Consider the following 17638-nt stretch of genomic DNA (forward strand, 5'->3'; position numbering starts at 1 on the left):
TGCTCGATCGATTCACTCGACCTACCCGCCCAACTCCCGAAAGGGAGGAGCGGGACCGGTGTGAGCCATTCGTCCGATCATTCGCTTGCCGGCTGTTAGCACCGCCCGTATCATGGAAGTTACTGGCGAGTAGCAGCCACACGACAAACCTAGAAACGGTGGGACAGTGAGCCACTACAAGAGCAACCTGCGCGACATCGAGTTCAACCTCTTCGAGCTCTTCAACGTGCAGCAGTACCTCGGCACCGGCCTCTACGAGGAGATGGACGCCGACACCGCCCGCGAGATCCTCTCCGAGGTCGAGCGGATCTCCCGCGAGGACCTCGCGGCGTCGTACGTCGACTCCGACCGGAACCCGCCGGTGTTCGACCCCAAGACCAACACGGCCCCCCTGCCGGAGTCGTTCAAGAAGGCCTACAACACCTGGATGGAGTCCGGCTTCTGGGGCCTCGGCCTGCCGGAGGAGATCGGCGGCACGACCGCCCCGCCGTCGCTGGTGTGGACCACCGGAGAGATGGTGCTGGGCGCGCAGGCGCCGATCTGGATGTACTGCACCGGCCCGTCGATGGGCTCGGTCGTCTTCAAGAACGCCAACGGCGTGGAGCGCGACGTGCGCATCGCCGAGATCATGGTCGAGCGCCTGTGGGGCGCCACCATGGTGCTCACCGAGCCCGACGCGGGCTCCGACGTGGGTGCGGGCAAGACCTTCGCCACCCCGAACGAGGACGGCTCCTGGAACATCTCCGGCGTCAAGCGCTTCATCACCAGCGCCGAGTCGGACCTGCAGGAGAACATCATGCACCTCGTCCTCGCGCGCCCGAAGGGCGTCGAGGGCGTGGGCGGCCCGGGGACCAAGGGCCTGAGCCTGTTCCTCGTGCCGAAGTACCACTTCGACCACCAGACCGGTGAGCCTGACCGGTGAGCGCAACGGCGTCTACGTCACCAACGTCGAGCACAAGATGGGCATCAAGGTGTCCAACACCTGCGAGCTCACCTTCGGCGACCCGCAGGTCGGCGGCGGCGAGCCCGCGCAGGGCTGGCTGCTCGGCGAGGTGCACGACGGCATCCGCCAGATGTTCGACGTCATCGAGAACGCCCGGATGATGGTCGGCACGAAGGCGATCGCGACGCTGTCGACCGGCTACCTCAACGCGCTGGAGTACGCCAAGGAGCGCGTCCAGGGTGCCGACCTCACCCAGGCCTCCGACAAGGCGGCGCCCCGGGTGACGATCACCCACCACCCCGACGTACGCCGCTCGCTGATGACCCAGAAGTCGTTCGCCGAGGCGATGCGCTCGCTGGTCGTCTTCACCGCCACCTGGCAGGACAAGGTGCAGATCGCCAAGGCTGCCGGGGAGCGCGACGAGACTCGCCGAGGCCGTCAACGACCTGCTCCTGCCGATCGTCAAGGGCTACGGCTCGGAGCGCTCGTGGGTTCTGCTGGGCACGGAGTCGCTGCAGACCTTCGGCGGCTCGGGCTTCCTGCAGGAGTACCCGATCGAGCAGTACGTCCGCGACGCCAAGATCGACACCCTCTACGAGGGCACCACGGCCATCCAGGGCCAGGACTTCTTCTTCCGCAAGATCGTCAAGGACCAGGGCAAGGCGCTGGGCCACGTCGCGGGCGAGATCAAGAAGTTCCTGGAGTCCGAGGCGGGCAACGGCCGGCTCAAGAACGAGCGCGAGCTCCTCGCGACCGCCCTGGCCGACGCCGAGGCGATCGTCGGGCTGATGATCAACGACCTCATGTCCGCCCAGGACGAGATCAAGAACATCTACAAGGTGGGCCTCAACACCACCCGCCTGCTGATGGCGCTCGGCGACGTCGTGTGCGCCTGGCTGCTGCTCCGCGGCGCCGAGGTCGCGCTGGAGAAGCTCGGCGGCGACGCCGGCAACGACAAGGCCTTCTACGAGGGCAAGGTCGCTGCGGCCCAGTGGTTCGCGCAGGCTCAACCTGCCGCGGATCTCGGCCGAGCTCAAGATCGCCCAGGACACCGGCCTGGACCTGATGGAGCCTCGACGAGGCGGCGTTCTGATCCGCTGATCGACCCCGTACGACGGCCGTCCCGGTTCCCCGGGGCGGCCGTCGTCGTCTCCGCGTCTGCTCACGCGCCGGCGACCAGGGCGCGCAGGTGGTCGGCTCGTTGCCGCGGCCCGCGACGAGCCGGCCGGTCCACTCGGCGTCGTGCAGGCTCGTCCATCGTCATCGTGACCAGCGTGCCGCCGTCGGTCGCGGTCAGGCTCGACGGTGGTCAGGTGGTCGTAGGGCTCCATGCCCGGGACGAAGTCGATCAGGGAGAGGTAGCCGAGGCGCGCGGGTGCGGCCACCTCGGTGAAGCGCTTGCGCGCGGTCGTGGTGAGCGGCAGGCCGTGCTCCTCCATGAAGGCGACCTGGGCCGGATCGACGGCGGTCATCGTGTACTCCAGGCTCACCGCCCTCGCGGACCTCGATGCGGGTCACGTCGGTGCGGAAGCCGTCGGGGGCCCACCACTGCGCGATGCCGGCGGCGGTGGTCCACAGGCTCCCAGACGTGCGCGGGGGTGGTCGGGATCTGTCGGGTGAGGGTCGTCATAGGGTGATCATATGCGTTGCAACGCATATGTCAATCCTGAAAGGATGCGCCCGTGGAGGAACAGCGGATACTGGCCGCCCTGGCGGAGCCCACCCGGTTCGAGATCGTGCGGCTCCTCGCCGCCGCGCCGCGGACCATCGGCGAGCTCGTCGAGCGCACCGGGGCCCCGCAGCCGCAGGTCACCCGGCACGTGCAGGCGCTCGAGGCGGTCGGCGTGGTGAGGGTGCACCGGCTCGGCCGCCGGCGGGTGGTCGCCCTCGACCGGTCCCGGCTGCGCGGGCTCGCTGACTGGCTGGCCGCGGTCGCCGTGGCGGACCCGGCGGACAGTGCGCTGGAGCAGTACGAGCGCGCGATCGCCGTCGAGGAGGAGCAGATCGCCGCGGGGGAGACCGAGCACACGATCGAGTCTGCACGTGGACGTTCCCGCCTCGCCGGCGGAGACCTGGCGGGCGTGGACCGACCCCGCCGTCGTACGACGCTGGTGGGCACCGGAGCACTTCGAGGTCGCCGAGGCTGCCGTCGAACCCTGGGTCGGCGGCCGGTGGGAGATCACGCTGCGGGAGGGCGACGGGGCGCTGCACCGGGCTGCCGGGAGGGCGCGGGCGGTCGAGCCGCTGCGTCGCCTGGAGGTCGAGCTTGTCGCCGCTCGGAGCGGACGGGGCTCCGGTGCTCCGCGCCGTCCAGGAGGTGCTGCTGACCGGGCGCGACGGTGGAACCCGGGTGGACCTCACGATCCGGCTCTCCGGGATCGGTCCCGAGGGCGCGGCCGTGGCCGGCGGCGTACGGCTGGGCTGGGAGCAGACATTGGCCTCGCTCGCGCGAATGCTTCGCTAGCATCGGCCAGGTGAGCGAGGGCGAGCCTGCTGAGCCGGTACGTCGACGCCTGGTGGACCTCCGTGCAGGACCTCCTCGCCCTGCTGGAGGACCTCGGCCCGGACGACTGGGCGCGACCCACGGACCTGGCCGGCTGGGACGTCAAGGCCGTCGCCTCGCACACCGCGCACCTGGAGTCGCTCCTCGCCGGCGGTCCCGACGAGCAGGCCGACGTCGGCCCGGCGGACCACATCACCGGCCCGATGGGGCAGTTCACCGAGATCGGCGTGCTCACCCGCCGCGACCGCGCGCCGGCCTCGATCGTCGCCGAGATCCGCGAGCGCACCGGTGAGCGGCATGCCGCGCTGACGGCGGAGCCGCCGACCGACCCCGACGCTCCGGCCACCGGGATCTTCGGGCTGATCGGCTGGAGCACCCGAACCCTGCTGCGCAACCGGCCGCTGGACGTGTGGATGCACGAGCAGGACATCCGCCGCGCGGTCGGCCGTCCCGGTGGCCTGGACTCGCCCGGCGCGCAGCACACGGCGGACTACCTCGTCGAGGGCTTCGGGTACGTCGTCGGCAAGCGCGTCGCCCCGCCCGCCGGCACGACGGCCGTGCTGGCCGTCGACGGCAGCGACCCGGTCGCGGTCGGCATCGGCGACGACGGCCGCGCGCGGCGCCTCGCCGAGGTGCCCGCTGAGCCGAGCGTCGCGCTGCACATGGACCGGGAGTCGTTCATCGTCCTCGCGGGAGGCCGCCGGGCCGCCGCCGAGGGCGCGGTCACCGTCTCCGGCGACCAGGAGCCTGGGCGGGCGCATCCTCGACCGGCTCGCCACCACCCCGTAGGAGCCTCGATGCCTGAGAAGTGGAACATCGCCGAACTGCCCGACCAGAGCGGGCGGACGGTGCTGATCACCGGCCCGACGCTCGGCGGGCTGGGCCACCACACGGCGCTCGAGCCTGGCCCGGCGCGGTGCCCGGGTGGTGCTCGCCGGGCGCACGCCGGCGAAGGTGGAGGAGACGGTCGCCGCGATCAGGGCGGAGGTCCCGGAGGCGACCCTGGAGGCGCTGCACCTGGACCTGGCCAGCCTCGCGTCGGTGCGCTCGGCGGCGACGGCGGCCCAGCAGATCGGGCCGATCGACGTGCTGGTCAACAACGCCGGGGTGATGGGCACGTCGTACGCGCGGACGGCGGACGGGCTCGAGTCGCAGATGGCCACCAACCACTTCGGCCCCTTCCTGCTCACCGGGCTGCTGCTGCCGCAGGCTGGTGGCCAGCGAGGACGGCCGGGTCGTGACGGTGTCCTCGATGTTCCACAACTTCGCGGGCAAGCCGCCGCTGGGCGACCCCCGCGAGCAGCACGGCCGCTACAGCAAGTGGCGGGTCTACGGGCAGTCCAGGCTCGCGAACCTCTACTTCACCGCCGAGTCTGGACCGCCGCCTGCGCGAGCGCGACCTGCCGGTGCGGGCGCTGGCCGCGCACCCGGGCTTCGCGGGCACCCACCTGGCGGCGAACGGGCAGTACGGCCGCTCCTCCGGCGGGATCGCCTCGATCCTCGACGCCGGTGTGCGGGCGGTCTCGCAGTCCGCGGCCGCGGGCGCCCGGCCGTCGCTGTGGGCCGCGACCGGCGACCTGCCCGGCAACACCTTCGTGGGCCCGAGCGGCTTCCAGCAGATGTCGGGCGCCCCGCGCCGGGTCGGCCGCAGCAGGCTGGGCCAGGACGAGCAGGCGGCGCGGACCCTGTGGGAGATCAGCGAGGAGACCGTGGACCTGCGTTACCCCTGACCTGAGCGTTCCCTCATGTGGGAACGGTCTCGGCAAAGGATCCGACGATCCGGTGAGAAACCCGGCGGCGGCGTCCTACTCTCGCCGCAGGGACAGTGGGAGAGGACGCGTCGGTGGGGGGCGCGGGGAGCCTGGGGACGTCGTGGGACCCATCGGAGCACGCTTGGTCGCGACCGGCCGGGTCGAGCCTGCCCAGCCTGGAGTGGGCGCTGGAGCAGCAGCGCACCGTCGGCGGGTACGTCGGCCAGCACCTCGTCGACGCCGGCCACCTCACCCGCTCGGAGTTCTACGCCGCCCTCGCCGAGCACTGGGAGCTCACCCCGCGTGACCTGGTCACCGACCCGCCGTCGCCCGAGTCTGCTGGCCGAGTCTGGACCCGGAGACCGCCGTCGAGCCTGGGCTGGGTGGCCTGCGAGCCTGACCGACGACGGGGTCGTGGTGGCGACGTCGGTGCGGCCCGCCGAGGAGCCTGGTCACCGAGATCGAGGAGCACTTCCCGGGCCGCGCGATCGAGCCTCGTGGCGTGCACCCAGCGGGACCTGGACGGGGTCGCTCTGGCCGCCCGCCGGGCCCGCGGTCCGCGCGCCCCCGCGACCCGGCGCTCGCCCCGGACCGGGGTCCGCACGCCGCACTACCTCGCCGTGCTGGTGCTGGCGGTGACCGCGCTGGTGGCGGGCTTCGTCGTACCGCTCTGGCTGCTGGCGGCCGTCGTCCTGCTCGCCTCCGTGGTGTTCCTCGCAGGCGCGGCCACGCAGGCGGTGTCGGGTCTCTCCGCGCTCGCCCCGCCGGCCGCGGAGGCCTCCCCGCCGCCGCCCCGCCTCGACGACGCCGAGTCGCCCGTCTACACCGTGCTGATGCGGCTCGAGGGCGGGGAGGCGGCCGTGCGGCGTGCGCTGTGGACCCTGCGCGGCTACGACTACCCGACCTCGCGCCTGGACGCGGTGCTGCTCGTCGCGGAGGACGACGCCGCCACCCTCGAGGGCGTCCGACGCGTGGCGCCGCCGGAGTGGGTCCGGGTCGCCCGGGTGCCGGCCGGGGAGCACGCCGAGCCGGTGCTCGCCCTCGACCACGGACTCACCCTGGCCCGCGGCCGCTACGTCGTCGCGTACGCCGCCGACGAGCACCCCGCCGCCGACCAGCTTGCGCCGGGCGGTCAGCGCCTTCGACGCCGACCTCGCCGCCGGCCTCGACAGCCCGCTCGGCCTCGCGCCGGCACCCCTCGTCGGGCTGCGTGCCGACCACCGCGCCGACGGCGACGGCCGCTCGTTCTTCTCGCGGATGACCGACATCGACGACGCCCTCGACCTGGGCCGGCTCAGCGGCGAGCACGGCCACTCCCTCGCGATGAAGTCGGTGCACTTCAACATGCGGCTGCTGCGCCGCCACGGCGGCTTCGCCATCGCCACCCGCGCGCTGCCGCCCGACGGGCCCCGGATCGAGCACCTCGACTCGATCTCGGTGCGCGCCGGCGACCCCGGTCTGGTGCGCTGGACCGACGCCCGGGCCCGGGCCAGCGTGCGCTCCGTGCGCAGCGCGCTGTCCGGCGGTCTCCCCGCGGCGGAGGTGGTCCGCCGCCTGCTGACGCCGGCGATGTTCCTCGCCTACCCGGTCGCCGTCGTCGGGGCGCTCCTCGCCGCTGTCCGGAGCGAGGGGCAGGGTGGCTCGCTCGCCGAGCGGGTCGCCTGGCTGAGCATCGGCGAGGCCGTCATCGTGCTCGGCACGGCCGTGCTCGTCGCCGGCGTCTCGCTGGCCCGCCGGCGCGGCTGGCTCGCGGCCCTCGACGCGCTCGCGCTGCCCGCGCACTGGCTGCTGCACTCGGTCGCCACCTGGGTGGCGCTGGCCGCCCTCGTCGTACCGCTGGGGGAGGAGCGGGCCTGAGCCCGGCTCAGGCCGCCAGCGGCGCGGCGCCCGGCATCACCGTCGGCCGGCAGTCGCAGCTTGTCGCTGCACGCCAGGTAGGTGTGTGCCGCGTGCCCGCAGGCGGGGCACGGCAGGTCGTGGCTGAGGTGCTGCTCGTGGGTGGTGTTGGTCCACATCGCCCTGTCTCCTTCGGCTCGGCTCTCTACTCGGACCACGAAGGAGATCGGCGGGATACGACATTCTCGAAGAGATCGTCGCGAAGAGGGTCCGAAAGGACGGGTGGCCCGGCTCGGCCGGGCCACCCGAACAACCCCTGCCGATGTGGTCGGACCACTGTTCACGGATCACGGTCGCCACGCAGGGTCGGAACCTGCCGTGGCCCGTCCGCCCCAGGGGTGAGGCGAGAGCGCCAGGGTACGGCGCGCGCTGCGGTGCCGGCGAGCGGCTTTCAGCGACCGCGCGGGCCGTAGACCGCCTCGGCCTTCTTGAACGCCGCCTCGCGGGCCGCCTTGGTGTTGCGGGCGACGAGCAGGTGGGCCTGCTCGATCCGCTCCCGGGCGAAGGTACGGCGCGGCGAGGCGCTCCAGGTGTCGTTGAACAGTCGCTTGGCGGCGGCCACGGCGTCGGGTGACTTGCGGCTGATCTCGTTGGCCGGGCGCAGCGCACCGCTGAGCGGGTCGTTGTCGAGGCGGGTGACGAGGCCGAGCTCGTGGGCGCGGCTGCCGTCGAAGATCTCGGCGGTCATGGTCAGCAGCTTTGGCCTGGTCGATGCCGACGAGCTCCTTGAGCGCCTGGATGCCGGACATGTCGGGAATCAGGCCCCACTTGCCCTCCAGCACCGACCAGCGCGAGTCCGGGGTCGCGATCCGGAAGTCCGCGGCGAGCGCGATCTGCAGCCCGCCGCCGAGGCAGTGGCCGTGCACCGCGGCGATGACCGGCACCGGGATCCGGCGGAAGGCCCAGGGCGCCTCCTGGAAGGTGTTCGTGCCGCGCAGCGGCCGCGGGACGAAGGCCTTGGCCAGGCCGGCCGGGTTGCGCATCACCGAGGCGAAGTCGAGGCCCGCGCAGAAGGCGTCACCCTCGCCGCTGACGACCACCGCGCGCAGCGTCTTGTCGCGGCGCAGCCGGGACGCGGTCGCGACCAGGTCGTCGAGCAGGTCGAGGGTGAGCGCGTTGAGCCTTGTCCGGACGGTCCAGCCGGACGTGGGCGATGCCGTCGGTGATCGTGCAGGAGACGTTGCTCATGGGCTCATGCTACCCATGGGTAACCCTTGCCGGGAGGGCTCAGGCGGCCTCGGCGTACTGCTTCTTCGCCTCGCGCTCGAGCAAGCCTTGAGCATCACCCGGCGCTTGCGCTTGTCGGCGGTGGTGATCTTGTAGAGCGCGACCAGTCTGCGAGGGCAGGTTCCTCGGGGTGGTCGTCTCCAGCCAGCCGTTGGGGAAGGACAGGCGGAGCACCTTGTGCCACGCGCTCGCGACCTGCGGGACGAAAGGCCGGGTGAGGTAGGTCGACTCGTACTTCTCGAACACCGCCCGGACCTTCGGCGCGACCTCGGCGTAGCGGTTGCTCGGCAGGTCGGGGAAGAGGTGGTGCTCGATCTGGTGGGAGAGGTTCCCGCTCATGATGTGCATCGCCCGGGAGCCCGAGAAGTTCGCGGAGCCGAGCATCTGGCGCAGGTACCACTCCCCGCGCGTCTCCTTCTCCGGGATCGCCTTCAACTCGAAGGTCTCCACGCCCTCGGGGAAGTGGCCGCACATGATGACCGAGTGCGACCACAGGTTGCGCACCAGGTTGGCGGTGAAGTTCGCCGCGAGAGCCGGCAGGAACGAGCCGGTCGGGATCGCGAGCGCCGGGTTGACGACGTAGTCCTTGGTGGCCTGCTTGCGGATCTTGGTCAGCGTGTCCTTCACGCCCTGCCGGAACGACTCGGGGCGCTTGTCCTTCGGCTTGGAGAGGTTCTTGCCGAGTCTCGAGGTCGTAGGCCGCGATGCCGTACTCGAAGAAGCAGGCGTTGATGAAGTTCCACAGCGGCTGGGCGAGGTAGAGCGGGTACCAGCGCTGCTCCTCGTCGACGCGCATGATGCCGTAGCCGAGGTCGTTGTCCTTGCCGACGATGTTGGTGTGGGTGTGGTGGACCTGGTTGTGCGAGTGCTTCCAGGCCTCCGAGGGGGTGGCGTTGTCCCACTCCCAGGTCGTGGAGTGGATCTTCGGGTCACGCATCCAGTCCCACTGGCCGTGCATGACGTTGTGGCCGATCTCCATGTTCTCGAGGATCTTCGCGACGCTCAGGCCCGCAGTGCCGAGCAGCCAGGCGGGCGGGAAGATGCTGGCCAGGAGCACGGCGCGGCTGCCGGTTCCAGGCTTGCGCTGGACGTCGACGACCTTGCGGATGTACGCCGCGTCGCGCTCGCCGCGGGTGTCGATGACGTCCTGGCGGATGGCGTCGAGACTCGGCACCGAGCGCCTCGATCTGCTCGGGGCTCAGGTGGGCGATCGGGTTCTGCGGCTTGTGCGTGATCGTGGTCATCGTCAGCCTTTCGTCGGGGGAGCGGGTGGCTCAGTGGTCGATGTGGCAGTCGCCGGCAGCGGCGCTGATGCAGGTCTGGATCTTCACGCCGTCGGGATGCGTCTCGCCGGGGACGGCGACGGTGAGACTCGCCGTTGCGCAGGTCGCGCACGGCGCCGGACTTCAGGGGCAGGACGCAGCCCATGCAGATGCCCATCCGGCAGCCGCTGGGCATCAGGACGCCGGCCGACTCGGCCGCGTCGAGGATCGGGGTGGCGCCGTCGGCCTCGACGCTCGCGCCGGAGAAGGTGACCGTGCCGCCCCCCGAGCCGTCGGCCTCGGCGGCCATGGTGACCGGGCGGAAGCGCTCGGTGTGCAGGGTGAGCCGGCGCTCGGCGTAGAACGCCTCCAGGGTGTCGAGCAGCCCCGCCGGCCCGCAGGCGTACGCCGTCCGCTCGGCCAGGTCCGGGACCTCGGTCTCGAGGTCGGCGGTGGTCAGCAGGCCGTCGGTGTCGGTGTGCCGCTCGATGAGGCGCAGGCGACCGGCGTCGGCGTGCGCGCGCAGCTCGGCGCCGAAGATCACCTCGTCGCGGGACATGGCCGAGTGCACCAGCACGATGTCGTACGCCGCGCGGGCGTCGTGCTCGTTGCGGGAGTAGAGGTTGCGCAGCATCCCGATCACCGGGGTGATCCCGGAGCCGGCGGTGATCAGCAGGAGCTTCTGCCGGCGCCCGGTGACGGGCGGGGTCAGCACGAAGTCGCCCTCGGCCTGCGCGAGCCTGCAGCATCTGCCCGGGCCGCGCGGTGCGGACCAGGTGCTGCGAGACCGCGCCACCGGGGATCGCCTTGACGGTGATCGAGATCCGGCCGTCGGGGCGGGGGCCGTGGGTCAGCGAGTAGGTGCGCCACAGGCGGGTGCCGTCGACGTCGACACCGACCCGGACGTACTGGCCGGGGACGTGCCCGGCCCAGTCGCGGCCCGGCTTGACGACGATCGTCGCGGCGTCGGCGGTCTCCGACTCGACGGAGACGATCCGGCCCTGGAGGCCGGTGGCCGCGTTGCCGCGCAGCGGCGCGAAGTGGTCGAGGAGGTCGTCGACGGTCAGCGGGGTGACCGCCGCGTCGAGGAGGCTGCGCAGCCCGGAGGTCAGGCGCCCGGTGCGGGCGGCCGTCCGGGGCGAGGCGCTGGTCGTGCTCACATCAACCAGACTCCCAGCAACGGGCGCTAAACTCATGACCACAGTCGGTGAATCGGCCGACTGCTTTTGTTCTCCAGGAGTGAAAGTGCCTCGACGCGCCCTGCGCCGTGCACGGCCCGGCGAGAGCGTGCTGCTCCCGCCGGAGACCGTCGCGGCGATCCGTACCGACCTCGCCGTGGTGGCTGACGACGTCGTCAGCCGGATCATCGAGGAGGTGCCCGCCTACGAGGACGCGTTCAGCGGCCCGATGGGCGAGACCATCCGCGGCGCCGTGCAGGTCGCGCTCGGCGGCTTCCTCTCCCTCATCAGCGACCGGCGCGGTCCCGACGCGCTCGCCCCGCGGGCCTCCGCGGTGGACGGTGCCTACCAGACTCGGTCGCGGCGAGGTCCGCAGCGGGCGTACGGCGGACGCGCTCTTGTCGGCGTACCGGATCGGGGCGCAGGTCTCCTGGCGCCACCTGTCCGCCAAGGCCGTCGAGCAGGGTATCGACCCAGCCACGATGGCGTCCTTCGCGGAGCCTGGTCTTCGCCTACATCGACGAGTCTGTCCGCGGCCAGCGTCGCCGGGCACCGCGACGAGTCCGCCAGCGAGGGCCGGATCCGGCAGCGGATGGTCGAGCGGTTGGCCCGCCACCTGCTCACCGGCGCCCCCGAGGCGACCGTGCTCGCCTCCGCCGAGCGGGCCGAGTGGACCCCGCCGAGCACGCTGACCGCCGTGATCGTCCCCGAGTCCCAGGCCGGGACGCTGCTGCGGGTGCTGCGCCGCGGCACGCTCGTCACCACCGACCTGCCCGAGACTCGACGGCTCCGCGCTGCTCATGGTCCCCGATGCGCACGACCGGCGCCGGGCCCCGCTGCTGCGCACCGTGCGCGACCGCGACGCGCTGGTCGGCCCGGCGCGGCCGTGGCTGGAGGTGCGCGAGTCCTACGACCGGGCCGTGCGCGCCGGCGCGCTGGGCCTCACCGGCGACACCGAGTCTGCACCTGCCCCGGCTGGTGCTCACCGCCGACCCGCGGGCGCTGGCGGACCTGCGCGCCGTCGTCCTGGCGCCGATGGAGGGTCTGCGCCCGGCCGCCGCCGCGAAGCCTGCGCGAGACCCTGCGCGCCTGGCTGCTGCACCAGGGCCGCCGCGACGAGGTGGCGGCCGCGCTCTTCGTGCACCCGCAGACGATCCGCTACCGGATGAACCAGGCTCCGCGAGCCTGTACGGCGAGCGTTTGGACGATCCCGATAGCGTGCTCGCCCTGACCCTTGCCCTCGGTGTGGAGGAGGCCGGATGAGCGCGTGGCACGCGCGGGCAGCCGCCGGGTGCGCCCTCGTCCTGACGTCGGTGCTGGCCCTGGCGGCCTGCACCAGCGACGACGAGCCCGACGCGCGCGGCAACAAGCGGCCGGTCGCCGCCGGCGACCGCTACGTCGCCCTCGGTGACTCCTACACCTCCGCCCCGGGTGTCGGTACGCCGACCGGGCCGGCCGGGTGCCAGCAGACCGACGCCAACTACCCGCACCTGCTCGCCGCCGCCCTGGACCTGAAGCTCGACCGACGTGAGCCTGCGGTGGGGCGAAGACCGAGAACATGACCCAGGAGCAGCAGGCGGGCGGCGACGCCGTACCCCCGCAGCCTGGACGCGGTCACCGAGGACACCGACCTGGTCACGCTGAGCATCGGCGCCAACAACGGCGAGGTCTACGGCAGCCTGGTGATCACCTGCGCGCAGACTCGCCGTCGCCAACCCGACCGGTGCGCCCTGCTCCGACCTCGCCCAGCAGAACCCCACCGTGCTGCCGAAGATCTTCGACCAGGTGAGCACCTCGATCGTCGACATCGTCGGCGAGATCCTCGACCGTGCGCCGAAGGCCCGGGTCGTGGTCGTGGGCTACCCGCAGATCATCCCCGCCACCGGCACCTGTCCCGAGTCGCCGCTCGGCGCGGGCGACTACCTCTTCGGCCGCGGCGTCATCGAGCAGTTCGTCGAGGCCCAGCGCGACGCCGCGAAGGAGGCCGGCGCCGAGTACGCCGACGTCTGGTCCGCCACCGAGGGTCACGACATCTGCGGTGAGGAGCCCTGGATCGCCGGGGTGAAGCCGGTGCGCGACGCCACGGCCTACCACCCCTACGCGGAGGAGCAGCAGGCCGTCGCGGACCTCCTGGAGGAGGCTGTCAGCGGTCCAGGTGCCTGACGCCGGTGGCCACGCGGGTGCTGCTCGTCGGCGTCGCGAAGGGCGCGACGACGGGTGCCGCGCGCTCGGTGGTCAGCCCGGCAGGAAGCCTGAAGCGCACCTCGCGCTCGTCGTTGTCGACGTTCAGGTCGACCAGGCAGATGCTCTGCCAGGTGCCGAGCGCGAGACGGCCGTCCAGCACCGGCACGCTCGCGTACGGCGGGACGAGAGCCGGCATCACGTGCGAGCGTCCGTGCCCGGGGCTGCCGTGCCGGTGCCGCCAGCGGTCGTCGGCGGGCAGCAGGTCGCCGAGCGCCGCCAGCAGGTCGTCGTCGCTGCCCGCGCCGGTCTCGATGATGGCCAGGCCCGCGGTCGCGTGGGGGACGAAGACGTGGAGCAGCCCGTCGCCGCGCCCGGCCACCCAGGCGGCGGCGTCGCGGGTCAGGTCGAGGACGACCTCACGGTCGCCGGTGCGGTAGGTCCGGGTGTCGCTGTCCATCGGACCATCGTGGCACCGACGTCCAGGTCAGGGCCGAAAGCCCTCCGGCACCGGTACGTCGGCCTCCCACCGTGCTCGGCGCTCGGCATCGCTCTGGTCCCACCACGGCGGCTGTCCGCGCTCGCCCAGGGCGACCTTGGCGGCCTGCACGCCGGCGCGGGAGCGGTCCTCCTCGTCGGAGCCCTTCGTGCGCCGTACCTCGCGGCGCCAGGCCATCAGGATGCGGGTCAGGCTCGGCGCGGCGCTCCTCGGGGATGGCGGGGTCCGTGGCGCGCCAGCGTCGCCCTTCGACGACGACGTACCGGCCGTCGGGCGTGTGCTCCGGCTCCGCCACGGACCCGCTCGCGATCAGCCCTGCAGCGCCTGGATCGCCTCGTGGATCGACAGGGTGCGCTCGGCCGACTCGACGTGGAGGTTCTCCACCATCTTGCCGTTGTAGGTGACGACGCCGGAGCCCTTGCCGTCCTCCCAGGCCTGGATCAGCCCGCGGGCGTCCTCGACCGCCTTCTCGTCGGGGGCGAAGCCGGAGTTGGCGCCCTCGACCTGGCCGGGGTGGATCAGGGTCTTGCCGTCGAAGCCCATCTGGCGGCCCTGCTCGACCTCGGCGAGGAAGCCGTCGAGGTTCTTCACGTCGTTGTAGACGCCGTCGATGATCACGATGCCGGCGGCGCGGGCCGCGAGGAGGGCGAGTCCGAGGCCGGTGATCACGGGCTGGCGGCCGGGGACGTGCTCGGCGTACAGCCTCCTTGACCAGGTCGTTGGTCCCCATCACGAAGCCGGTGAGCCGGTCCGAGGCCTGCGCGATCGAGAGCGCGTTGAGCATCCCGATCGGGGTCTCGACCATCGCCCAGAGCGTGGTCTTCTCCGGCGCGCCCGCGGCCTCGAGGGCGGCGACGAGTCGCTTCACCTCGTCGGCGGAGTTCACCTTGGGCACCAGCACGACGTCCGGGCCGGCCGCGGCGGCGACGCGGATGTCCTCGTCGTGCCACTCGGTACCGATGCCGTTGACGCGGATGACGAGGTGGCGCCGGCCGTACTCACCGGACTGGACGGCGGCAGCGGCGGCCTCTCGGGCAGCGGGCTTGGCGTCGGGTGCGACGGCGTCCTCGAGGTCGAAGATGATCGCGTCCGCGGCCAGGGTCTTGGCCTTCTCGAGCGCCCGCTCGTTCGAGCCTGGGCATGTAGAGGACGGAGCGGAGCGGCTTGAACTCGGTCATCAGGACTGCACCTCGCTGGTGGGGATCGCGTCGTACTGGGCCTTGAGGTCGGGGTCGATCTCGGCGAGCTTCTCCGCGAGACTCGACGAGCACGAGGCACTGCTTGAGGGAGGCGTCGTCCTCCATCTTGCCGTCGATCATCACCGCACCCGTGCCGTCGCCCATCGCGGCGACGACCCGGCGGGCGTGGGCGATGTCCTCGACGGAGGGGGAGAAGACCCGGTTGGCGATCGCGATCTGCTTGGGGTGCAGCGACCAGGTGCCGACGCAGCCGAGCAGGAAGGCGTTGCGGAACTGGTCCTCGCAGGCCACCACGTCGGCGATGTCGCCGAAGGGGCCGTAGTACGGGTAGATGCCGTGCGTCGCGCAGGCGTCGACCATCTTGGCGATCGTGTAGTGCCACAGGTCCTGCTGGAAGATCGCACGCTGGGCGTCGATCTGGCTGTTGCCCTCCGCGTCGCGCGGCGGGTCCTGGCGCACCAGGTAGCCGGGGTGACCGCCGCCGACCCGGGTGGTCTTCATCTTGCGGTCGGCCGCGAGGTCGGCCGGGCCGAGCGAGAGACCCTGCATGCGCGGCGAGGCGCCGCAGATCTCCTCGACGTTGGCCACGCCGCGGGCGGTCTCCAGGATCGCGTGGATCAGGATCGGCTTGCTGATGCCGGCCTTCGCCTCGAGCCTGGGCGAGCAGCCGGTCGACGTAGTGGATGTCCTCGGCGCCCTGCACCTTCGGGACCATGACGACGTCGAGCTTCTCGCCGATCGCCGGCACCAGCGTGGTCAGGTCGTCGAGCACCCAGGGGCTGTCGAGCGCGTTGATCCGCGTCCACAGGCTGGGTCGGGCCGAAGTCGGTGGCCTGGGCGATCCGCACCAGGCCCTCGCGGGCGGCGACCTTGTTGTCCGCCTTGACGGCGTCCTCCAGGTTGCCGAGCAGCACGTCGACCGTGCCGATCATCCCGGGGATCTTCGCGGCCATCTTCTCGTTGCTCGGGTCGAAGAAGTGGATCGCGCGGCTCGGCCGGGCGGGAATCTCGCGCAGCGGGAGCGGGGCTCCCACGGCGAGCGGTCGGAAGAAGTCCTTGGCGCTCTTGTGACTCACGCTTCGACAACCTACCGGCGAGTCACCCCGCTCCGGTATGACCGATCTCTCGCCGAGACGGCGCCGGCGTCGTACCGTCGTGGGGGTGACGCCGGAGGAGGTCGACGAGTTCGCGCGCTCCCTGCCCGGGTGCAAGCGCAAGGGCACGACCAGCCACCCGGCGTGGTACGTCGACGACCGGCTCGTCGCGCGCCTGATCGATCCGGGCGAGTCTCGTCGTCCGGTCCGGCCTCCTGGAGCGGGAGCGGCTGCTCGCCGAGCACCCGGGGACGTTCGGGGTGCCGCCGCGCTACGAGCGCCACCGCAAGGTGCAGGCCCTGCTCAGCGGCGACGCCGCCGCCATCCGCCGAGCCATCCGCGCCGCGTGGGAGTCTGCAGCGTCGCTGAGGCGGGCCTGCCGGGCGAGCCGACGGGCCTCGCCGCGATCGCGCCACGCTGCGAGCGTCGCCTCGACGTCGCGCGGCATGGTGATGAGCGGCGGACCGTCGACAGGGGTGTAGCGCGCCCGGATCACCCGGGCGTTGAAGTCCTCCACGAACGAGCGCGCCTCGTGCTCGGAGGCCAGGGTGTCCAGGTGGGCGTCGAGCTCCGCGTCGTCCTTGCGCAGGCTGCAGCGCGGGCGGCAGGACCGTGATGCGTTCCCGCTCGACGAGTCGCTTGACCCACCAGTCCGGGTCGTGGGTCTCGCCGAGGCCCTCGATCGGCTTGCCCGCACCCGGCAGGTTCGCGAACTCGCCGCGCTCCATCGCCTGGCGCACCTGCAGGTCGACCCAGGTCTGCTGCTGGGCGATCCGGGCGCGTGCGGCGGCTTGGTCCGCGTCGTGCGGCCGGTCCTCGCGTCGGTCCTCGGGCATTCCTCTCACCTCGCTCCCGACGATAGCGCGGGCGGCTGGGGAGCCGGTCTACCGCAGGTCCTGGGTGATCCGTCGTACGTCGCCGTCGATGCGCACCCGCGCGAGCGCGCCGTTGACGAGGGGCAGGTGGGGAGGCACGTGGCCGATCTCCAGGTCGAGGACGATCGGCAGGCCCAGGCGGTCGAGTGCGTCGAGCACGGCCTCCTCCTGGGTCATCCTGGGGTGGTCGGCGGCGTTCGTGCGGCCGACCAGGACGGCGCGCGCGTGCTCGAACCAGCCGGCCAGGCGCAACCCGTGCAGGTGACGGCAGATCGTGGCCGCTCCCTCCTCGGCGGCCTCGACGTAGATGATCAGTCCGTCGGCGGCGTGCTCGCGGCCGAAGCCCGCGACGTCGCCGTACGGCGAGCCGGCCAGGTTGACGAGGGTCTCGATGCAGCCGCCGACGAGCCGCCCGGTCACGTCGAGCGTCTCGGCGCCTTGCAGCCGCCAACCGCCCGCACCGACCTCGCGCCACCTGGTGGCCCGCGGGTCCTCCTCGAAGCGGACCCAGTCGGCGACGAGACCGGAGTCGTGCTGCACGTGCGGGCCGGGGCCGGCGGCGACGTCGAGCCACCGCAGCAGGCCGGCCGGCGACTCGTACGGCGTGTCCGCCAGGTTGTCGCCGTGCAGGCTCGCCCAGCCGAGCCGGGTGGTGACGGGCAGCAGGAGGGTGGAGAGGTCGGAGTAGCCCACCAGCCAGGTCGGCTCCGCGGAGGCGAGCGTGTCCCAGTCGATCAGGTCGACCAGGTCGATCGCCGTCTCCCCGCCCCAGGGCGGCAGCACGCACCGCACCGCGGGGTCGGCGAGCATCGCGGTGGCTCCGCTGCTCGCTGATCGGCCGGTGCGGAGGTGATGCCGGAGCCGTCCATGCACGTGCCGACCACGACGTCGTAGCCCTGTGCGCGCAGCCAGTCGACGCAGAACGCGACCCGGTCGGCAGCCGCCCCGCCGACGCCGGCCGACGGTGCGGTCACGGCGATGGTGTCGCCGGGACGAAGCGGCGCCGGGAAGCGGATCACGTCGGCGATCC

General features: G+C 72.4%; 20 protein-coding genes and 7 pseudogenes. 13 read left to right on the plus strand and 14 right to left on the minus strand.

All coding sequences use genetic code 11. The features are described from left to right. Nucleotides 1-166 precede the first annotated feature (166 nt). Nucleotides 167-2036 (plus strand): annotated as a pseudogene (locus tag G5V59_RS26685) (acyl-CoA dehydrogenase). A 200-nt stretch (nt 2037-2236) separates the two neighbouring features. Here G5V59_RS26685 and G5V59_RS26690 read toward each other — a convergent pair. Then, on the minus strand, nt 2237-2461 hold the full coding sequence (locus G5V59_RS26690; protein ID WP_278258520.1) for a hypothetical protein: 225 nt from the start codon (nt 2459-2461) through the stop codon (nt 2237-2239). Beyond that, complete coding sequence (locus tag G5V59_RS26695) at nt 2430-2573, minus strand: hypothetical protein (RefSeq protein ID WP_278258521.1); 144 nt, start codon at nt 2571-2573, stop codon at nt 2430-2432. Before G5V59_RS26695 ends, G5V59_RS26690 begins: the two co-directional genes overlap by 32 nt. Nucleotides 2574-2625: 52 nt before the next feature. On the opposite strand from G5V59_RS26695, the gene G5V59_RS26700 reads away from it, so the two are divergent. From G5V59_RS26700 to G5V59_RS26735, 8 genes and pseudogenes are all read left to right on the plus strand, one after another. Continuing rightward, nucleotides 2626-3270 (plus strand): metalloregulator ArsR/SmtB family transcription factor, encoded by a 645-nt coding sequence (locus G5V59_RS26700; RefSeq protein WP_278258522.1) that lies wholly within the window; start codon nt 2626-2628, stop codon nt 3268-3270. Further along, on the plus strand, nt 3261-3407 hold the full coding sequence (locus G5V59_RS26705; RefSeq protein ID WP_278258523.1) for a hypothetical protein: 147 nt from the start codon (nt 3261-3263) through the stop codon (nt 3405-3407). Before G5V59_RS26700 ends, G5V59_RS26705 begins: the two co-directional genes overlap by 10 nt. Nucleotides 3408-3469: 62 nt before the next feature. Further along, nucleotides 3470-4129: pseudogene (locus G5V59_RS26710) on the plus strand (maleylpyruvate isomerase family mycothiol-dependent enzyme); the annotation flags it as partial. A gap of 244 nt (nt 4130-4373) precedes the next feature. Then, nucleotides 4374-4613: pseudogene (locus G5V59_RS26715) on the plus strand (SDR family NAD(P)-dependent oxidoreductase); the annotation flags it as partial. A gap of 46 nt (nt 4614-4659) precedes the next feature. Further along, nucleotides 4660-5181: a hypothetical protein gene (locus G5V59_RS26720; RefSeq protein ID WP_278260352.1), complete on the plus strand. Its 522-nt coding sequence runs from the start codon at nt 4660-4662 to the stop codon at nt 5179-5181. A 158-nt stretch (nt 5182-5339) separates the two neighbouring features. Then, on the plus strand, nt 5340-5504 hold the full coding sequence (locus G5V59_RS26725; RefSeq protein ID WP_278260353.1) for a hypothetical protein: 165 nt from the start codon (nt 5340-5342) through the stop codon (nt 5502-5504). A 195-nt stretch (nt 5505-5699) separates the two neighbouring features. Continuing rightward, nucleotides 5700-6458 (plus strand): hypothetical protein, encoded by a 759-nt coding sequence (locus G5V59_RS26730; protein ID WP_278258524.1) that lies wholly within the window; start codon nt 5700-5702, stop codon nt 6456-6458. Further along, the gene (locus tag G5V59_RS26735; RefSeq protein WP_278258525.1) at nt 6455-7054 is read left to right on the plus strand and encodes a hypothetical protein; all 600 of its coding nucleotides are present in this window, start codon (nt 6455-6457) and stop codon (nt 7052-7054) included. Before G5V59_RS26730 ends, G5V59_RS26735 begins: the two co-directional genes overlap by 4 nt. A gap of 326 nt (nt 7055-7380) precedes the next feature. On the opposite strand, the gene G5V59_RS26740 is transcribed toward G5V59_RS26735, so the two are convergent. The 5 genes and pseudogenes from G5V59_RS26740 to G5V59_RS26760 all read right to left on the minus strand — a co-directional run. Then, nucleotides 7381-8193, minus strand: a complete 813-nt coding sequence (locus G5V59_RS26740) for an enoyl-CoA hydratase-related protein (RefSeq protein ID WP_341351316.1) — start codon at nt 8191-8193, stop codon at nt 7381-7383. Further along, the gene (locus G5V59_RS26745; RefSeq protein ID WP_278258526.1) at nt 8111-8281 is read right to left on the minus strand and encodes a hypothetical protein; all 171 of its coding nucleotides are present in this window, start codon (nt 8279-8281) and stop codon (nt 8111-8113) included. Before G5V59_RS26745 ends, G5V59_RS26740 begins: the two co-directional genes overlap by 83 nt. Then, nucleotides 8278-9564: pseudogene (locus G5V59_RS26750) on the minus strand (acyl-CoA desaturase). Before G5V59_RS26750 ends, G5V59_RS26745 begins: the two are co-directional and overlap by 4 nt. Before the next feature lie 184 nt (nt 9565-9748). Then, nucleotides 9749-10216, minus strand: a pseudogene (locus tag G5V59_RS26755) (iron-sulfur cluster-binding domain-containing protein); the annotation flags it as partial. A gap of 142 nt (nt 10217-10358) precedes the next feature. Next, nucleotides 10359-10949: pseudogene (locus G5V59_RS26760) on the minus strand (FAD-binding oxidoreductase); the annotation flags it as partial. Between G5V59_RS26760 and G5V59_RS26765 the strand changes: the two are divergent. Genes G5V59_RS26765 through G5V59_RS26780 form a run of 4 tightly spaced genes read left to right on the plus strand, consistent with a single transcriptional unit; the run spans nt 10870 to nt 12923 of the window. Further along, nucleotides 10870-11991 carry a helix-turn-helix domain-containing protein gene (locus G5V59_RS26765; protein WP_278258527.1) on the plus strand — a complete coding sequence of 374 codons (1122 nt, stop codon included), beginning with the start codon at nt 10870-10872 and terminating at the stop codon, nt 11989-11991. The pseudogene G5V59_RS26760 and the gene G5V59_RS26765 overlap by 80 nt on opposite strands. A gap of 28 nt (nt 11992-12019) precedes the next feature. Then, the gene (locus tag G5V59_RS26770; RefSeq protein WP_278258528.1) at nt 12020-12322 is read left to right on the plus strand and encodes a hypothetical protein; all 303 of its coding nucleotides are present in this window, start codon (nt 12020-12022) and stop codon (nt 12320-12322) included. Then, the gene (locus G5V59_RS26775; protein WP_278258529.1) at nt 12319-12549 is read left to right on the plus strand and encodes a hypothetical protein; all 231 of its coding nucleotides are present in this window, start codon (nt 12319-12321) and stop codon (nt 12547-12549) included. The genes G5V59_RS26770 and G5V59_RS26775 overlap by 4 nt, the downstream gene beginning before the upstream one ends. Further along, on the plus strand, nt 12546-12923 hold the full coding sequence (locus G5V59_RS26780) for a GDSL-type esterase/lipase family protein (protein WP_278258530.1): 378 nt from the start codon (nt 12546-12548) through the stop codon (nt 12921-12923). The genes G5V59_RS26775 and G5V59_RS26780 overlap by 4 nt, the downstream gene beginning before the upstream one ends. Here the strand turns inward: G5V59_RS26780 and G5V59_RS26785 are convergent. The 7 genes and pseudogenes from G5V59_RS26785 to G5V59_RS26820 all read right to left on the minus strand — a co-directional run bounded on the left by G5V59_RS26785 (nt 12904) and on the right by G5V59_RS26820 (nt 17627). Further along, on the minus strand, nt 12904-13401 hold the full coding sequence (locus G5V59_RS26785) for a YjbQ family protein (protein WP_278258531.1): 498 nt from the start codon (nt 13399-13401) through the stop codon (nt 12904-12906). The genes G5V59_RS26780 and G5V59_RS26785 overlap by 20 nt on opposite strands. Next, nucleotides 13361-13735, minus strand: a complete 375-nt coding sequence (locus G5V59_RS26790) for a hypothetical protein (protein WP_278258532.1) — start codon at nt 13733-13735, stop codon at nt 13361-13363. The genes G5V59_RS26785 and G5V59_RS26790 overlap by 41 nt, the downstream gene beginning before the upstream one ends. A gap of 14 nt (nt 13736-13749) precedes the next feature. Continuing rightward, nucleotides 13750-14618: pseudogene (locus G5V59_RS26795) on the minus strand (CoA ester lyase). Between the two features lie 638 nt (nt 14619-15256). Next, entirely contained in the window at nt 15257-15715 is a 459-nt protein-coding gene (locus G5V59_RS26805) for a hypothetical protein (RefSeq protein ID WP_341351044.1), read from the minus strand. A gap of 11 nt (nt 15716-15726) precedes the next feature. Continuing rightward, nucleotides 15727-16569 carry a DUF1992 domain-containing protein gene (locus G5V59_RS26810; RefSeq protein ID WP_278258534.1) on the minus strand — a complete coding sequence of 281 codons (843 nt, stop codon included), beginning with the start codon at nt 16567-16569 and terminating at the stop codon, nt 15727-15729. Nucleotides 16570-16617: 48 nt separating this feature from the next. Continuing rightward, nucleotides 16618-17418, minus strand: coding sequence for a S66 peptidase family protein (locus G5V59_RS26815; protein WP_278258535.1), 801 nt, complete (start codon nt 17416-17418; stop codon nt 16618-16620). Next, nucleotides 17343-17627, minus strand: coding sequence for a hypothetical protein (locus G5V59_RS26820; protein WP_278258536.1), 285 nt, complete (start codon nt 17625-17627; stop codon nt 17343-17345). Before G5V59_RS26820 ends, G5V59_RS26815 begins: the two co-directional genes overlap by 76 nt. Between the last annotated feature and the right edge of the window lie 11 nt (nt 17628-17638).

It is taken from the genome of Nocardioides convexus, assembly GCF_011090295.1.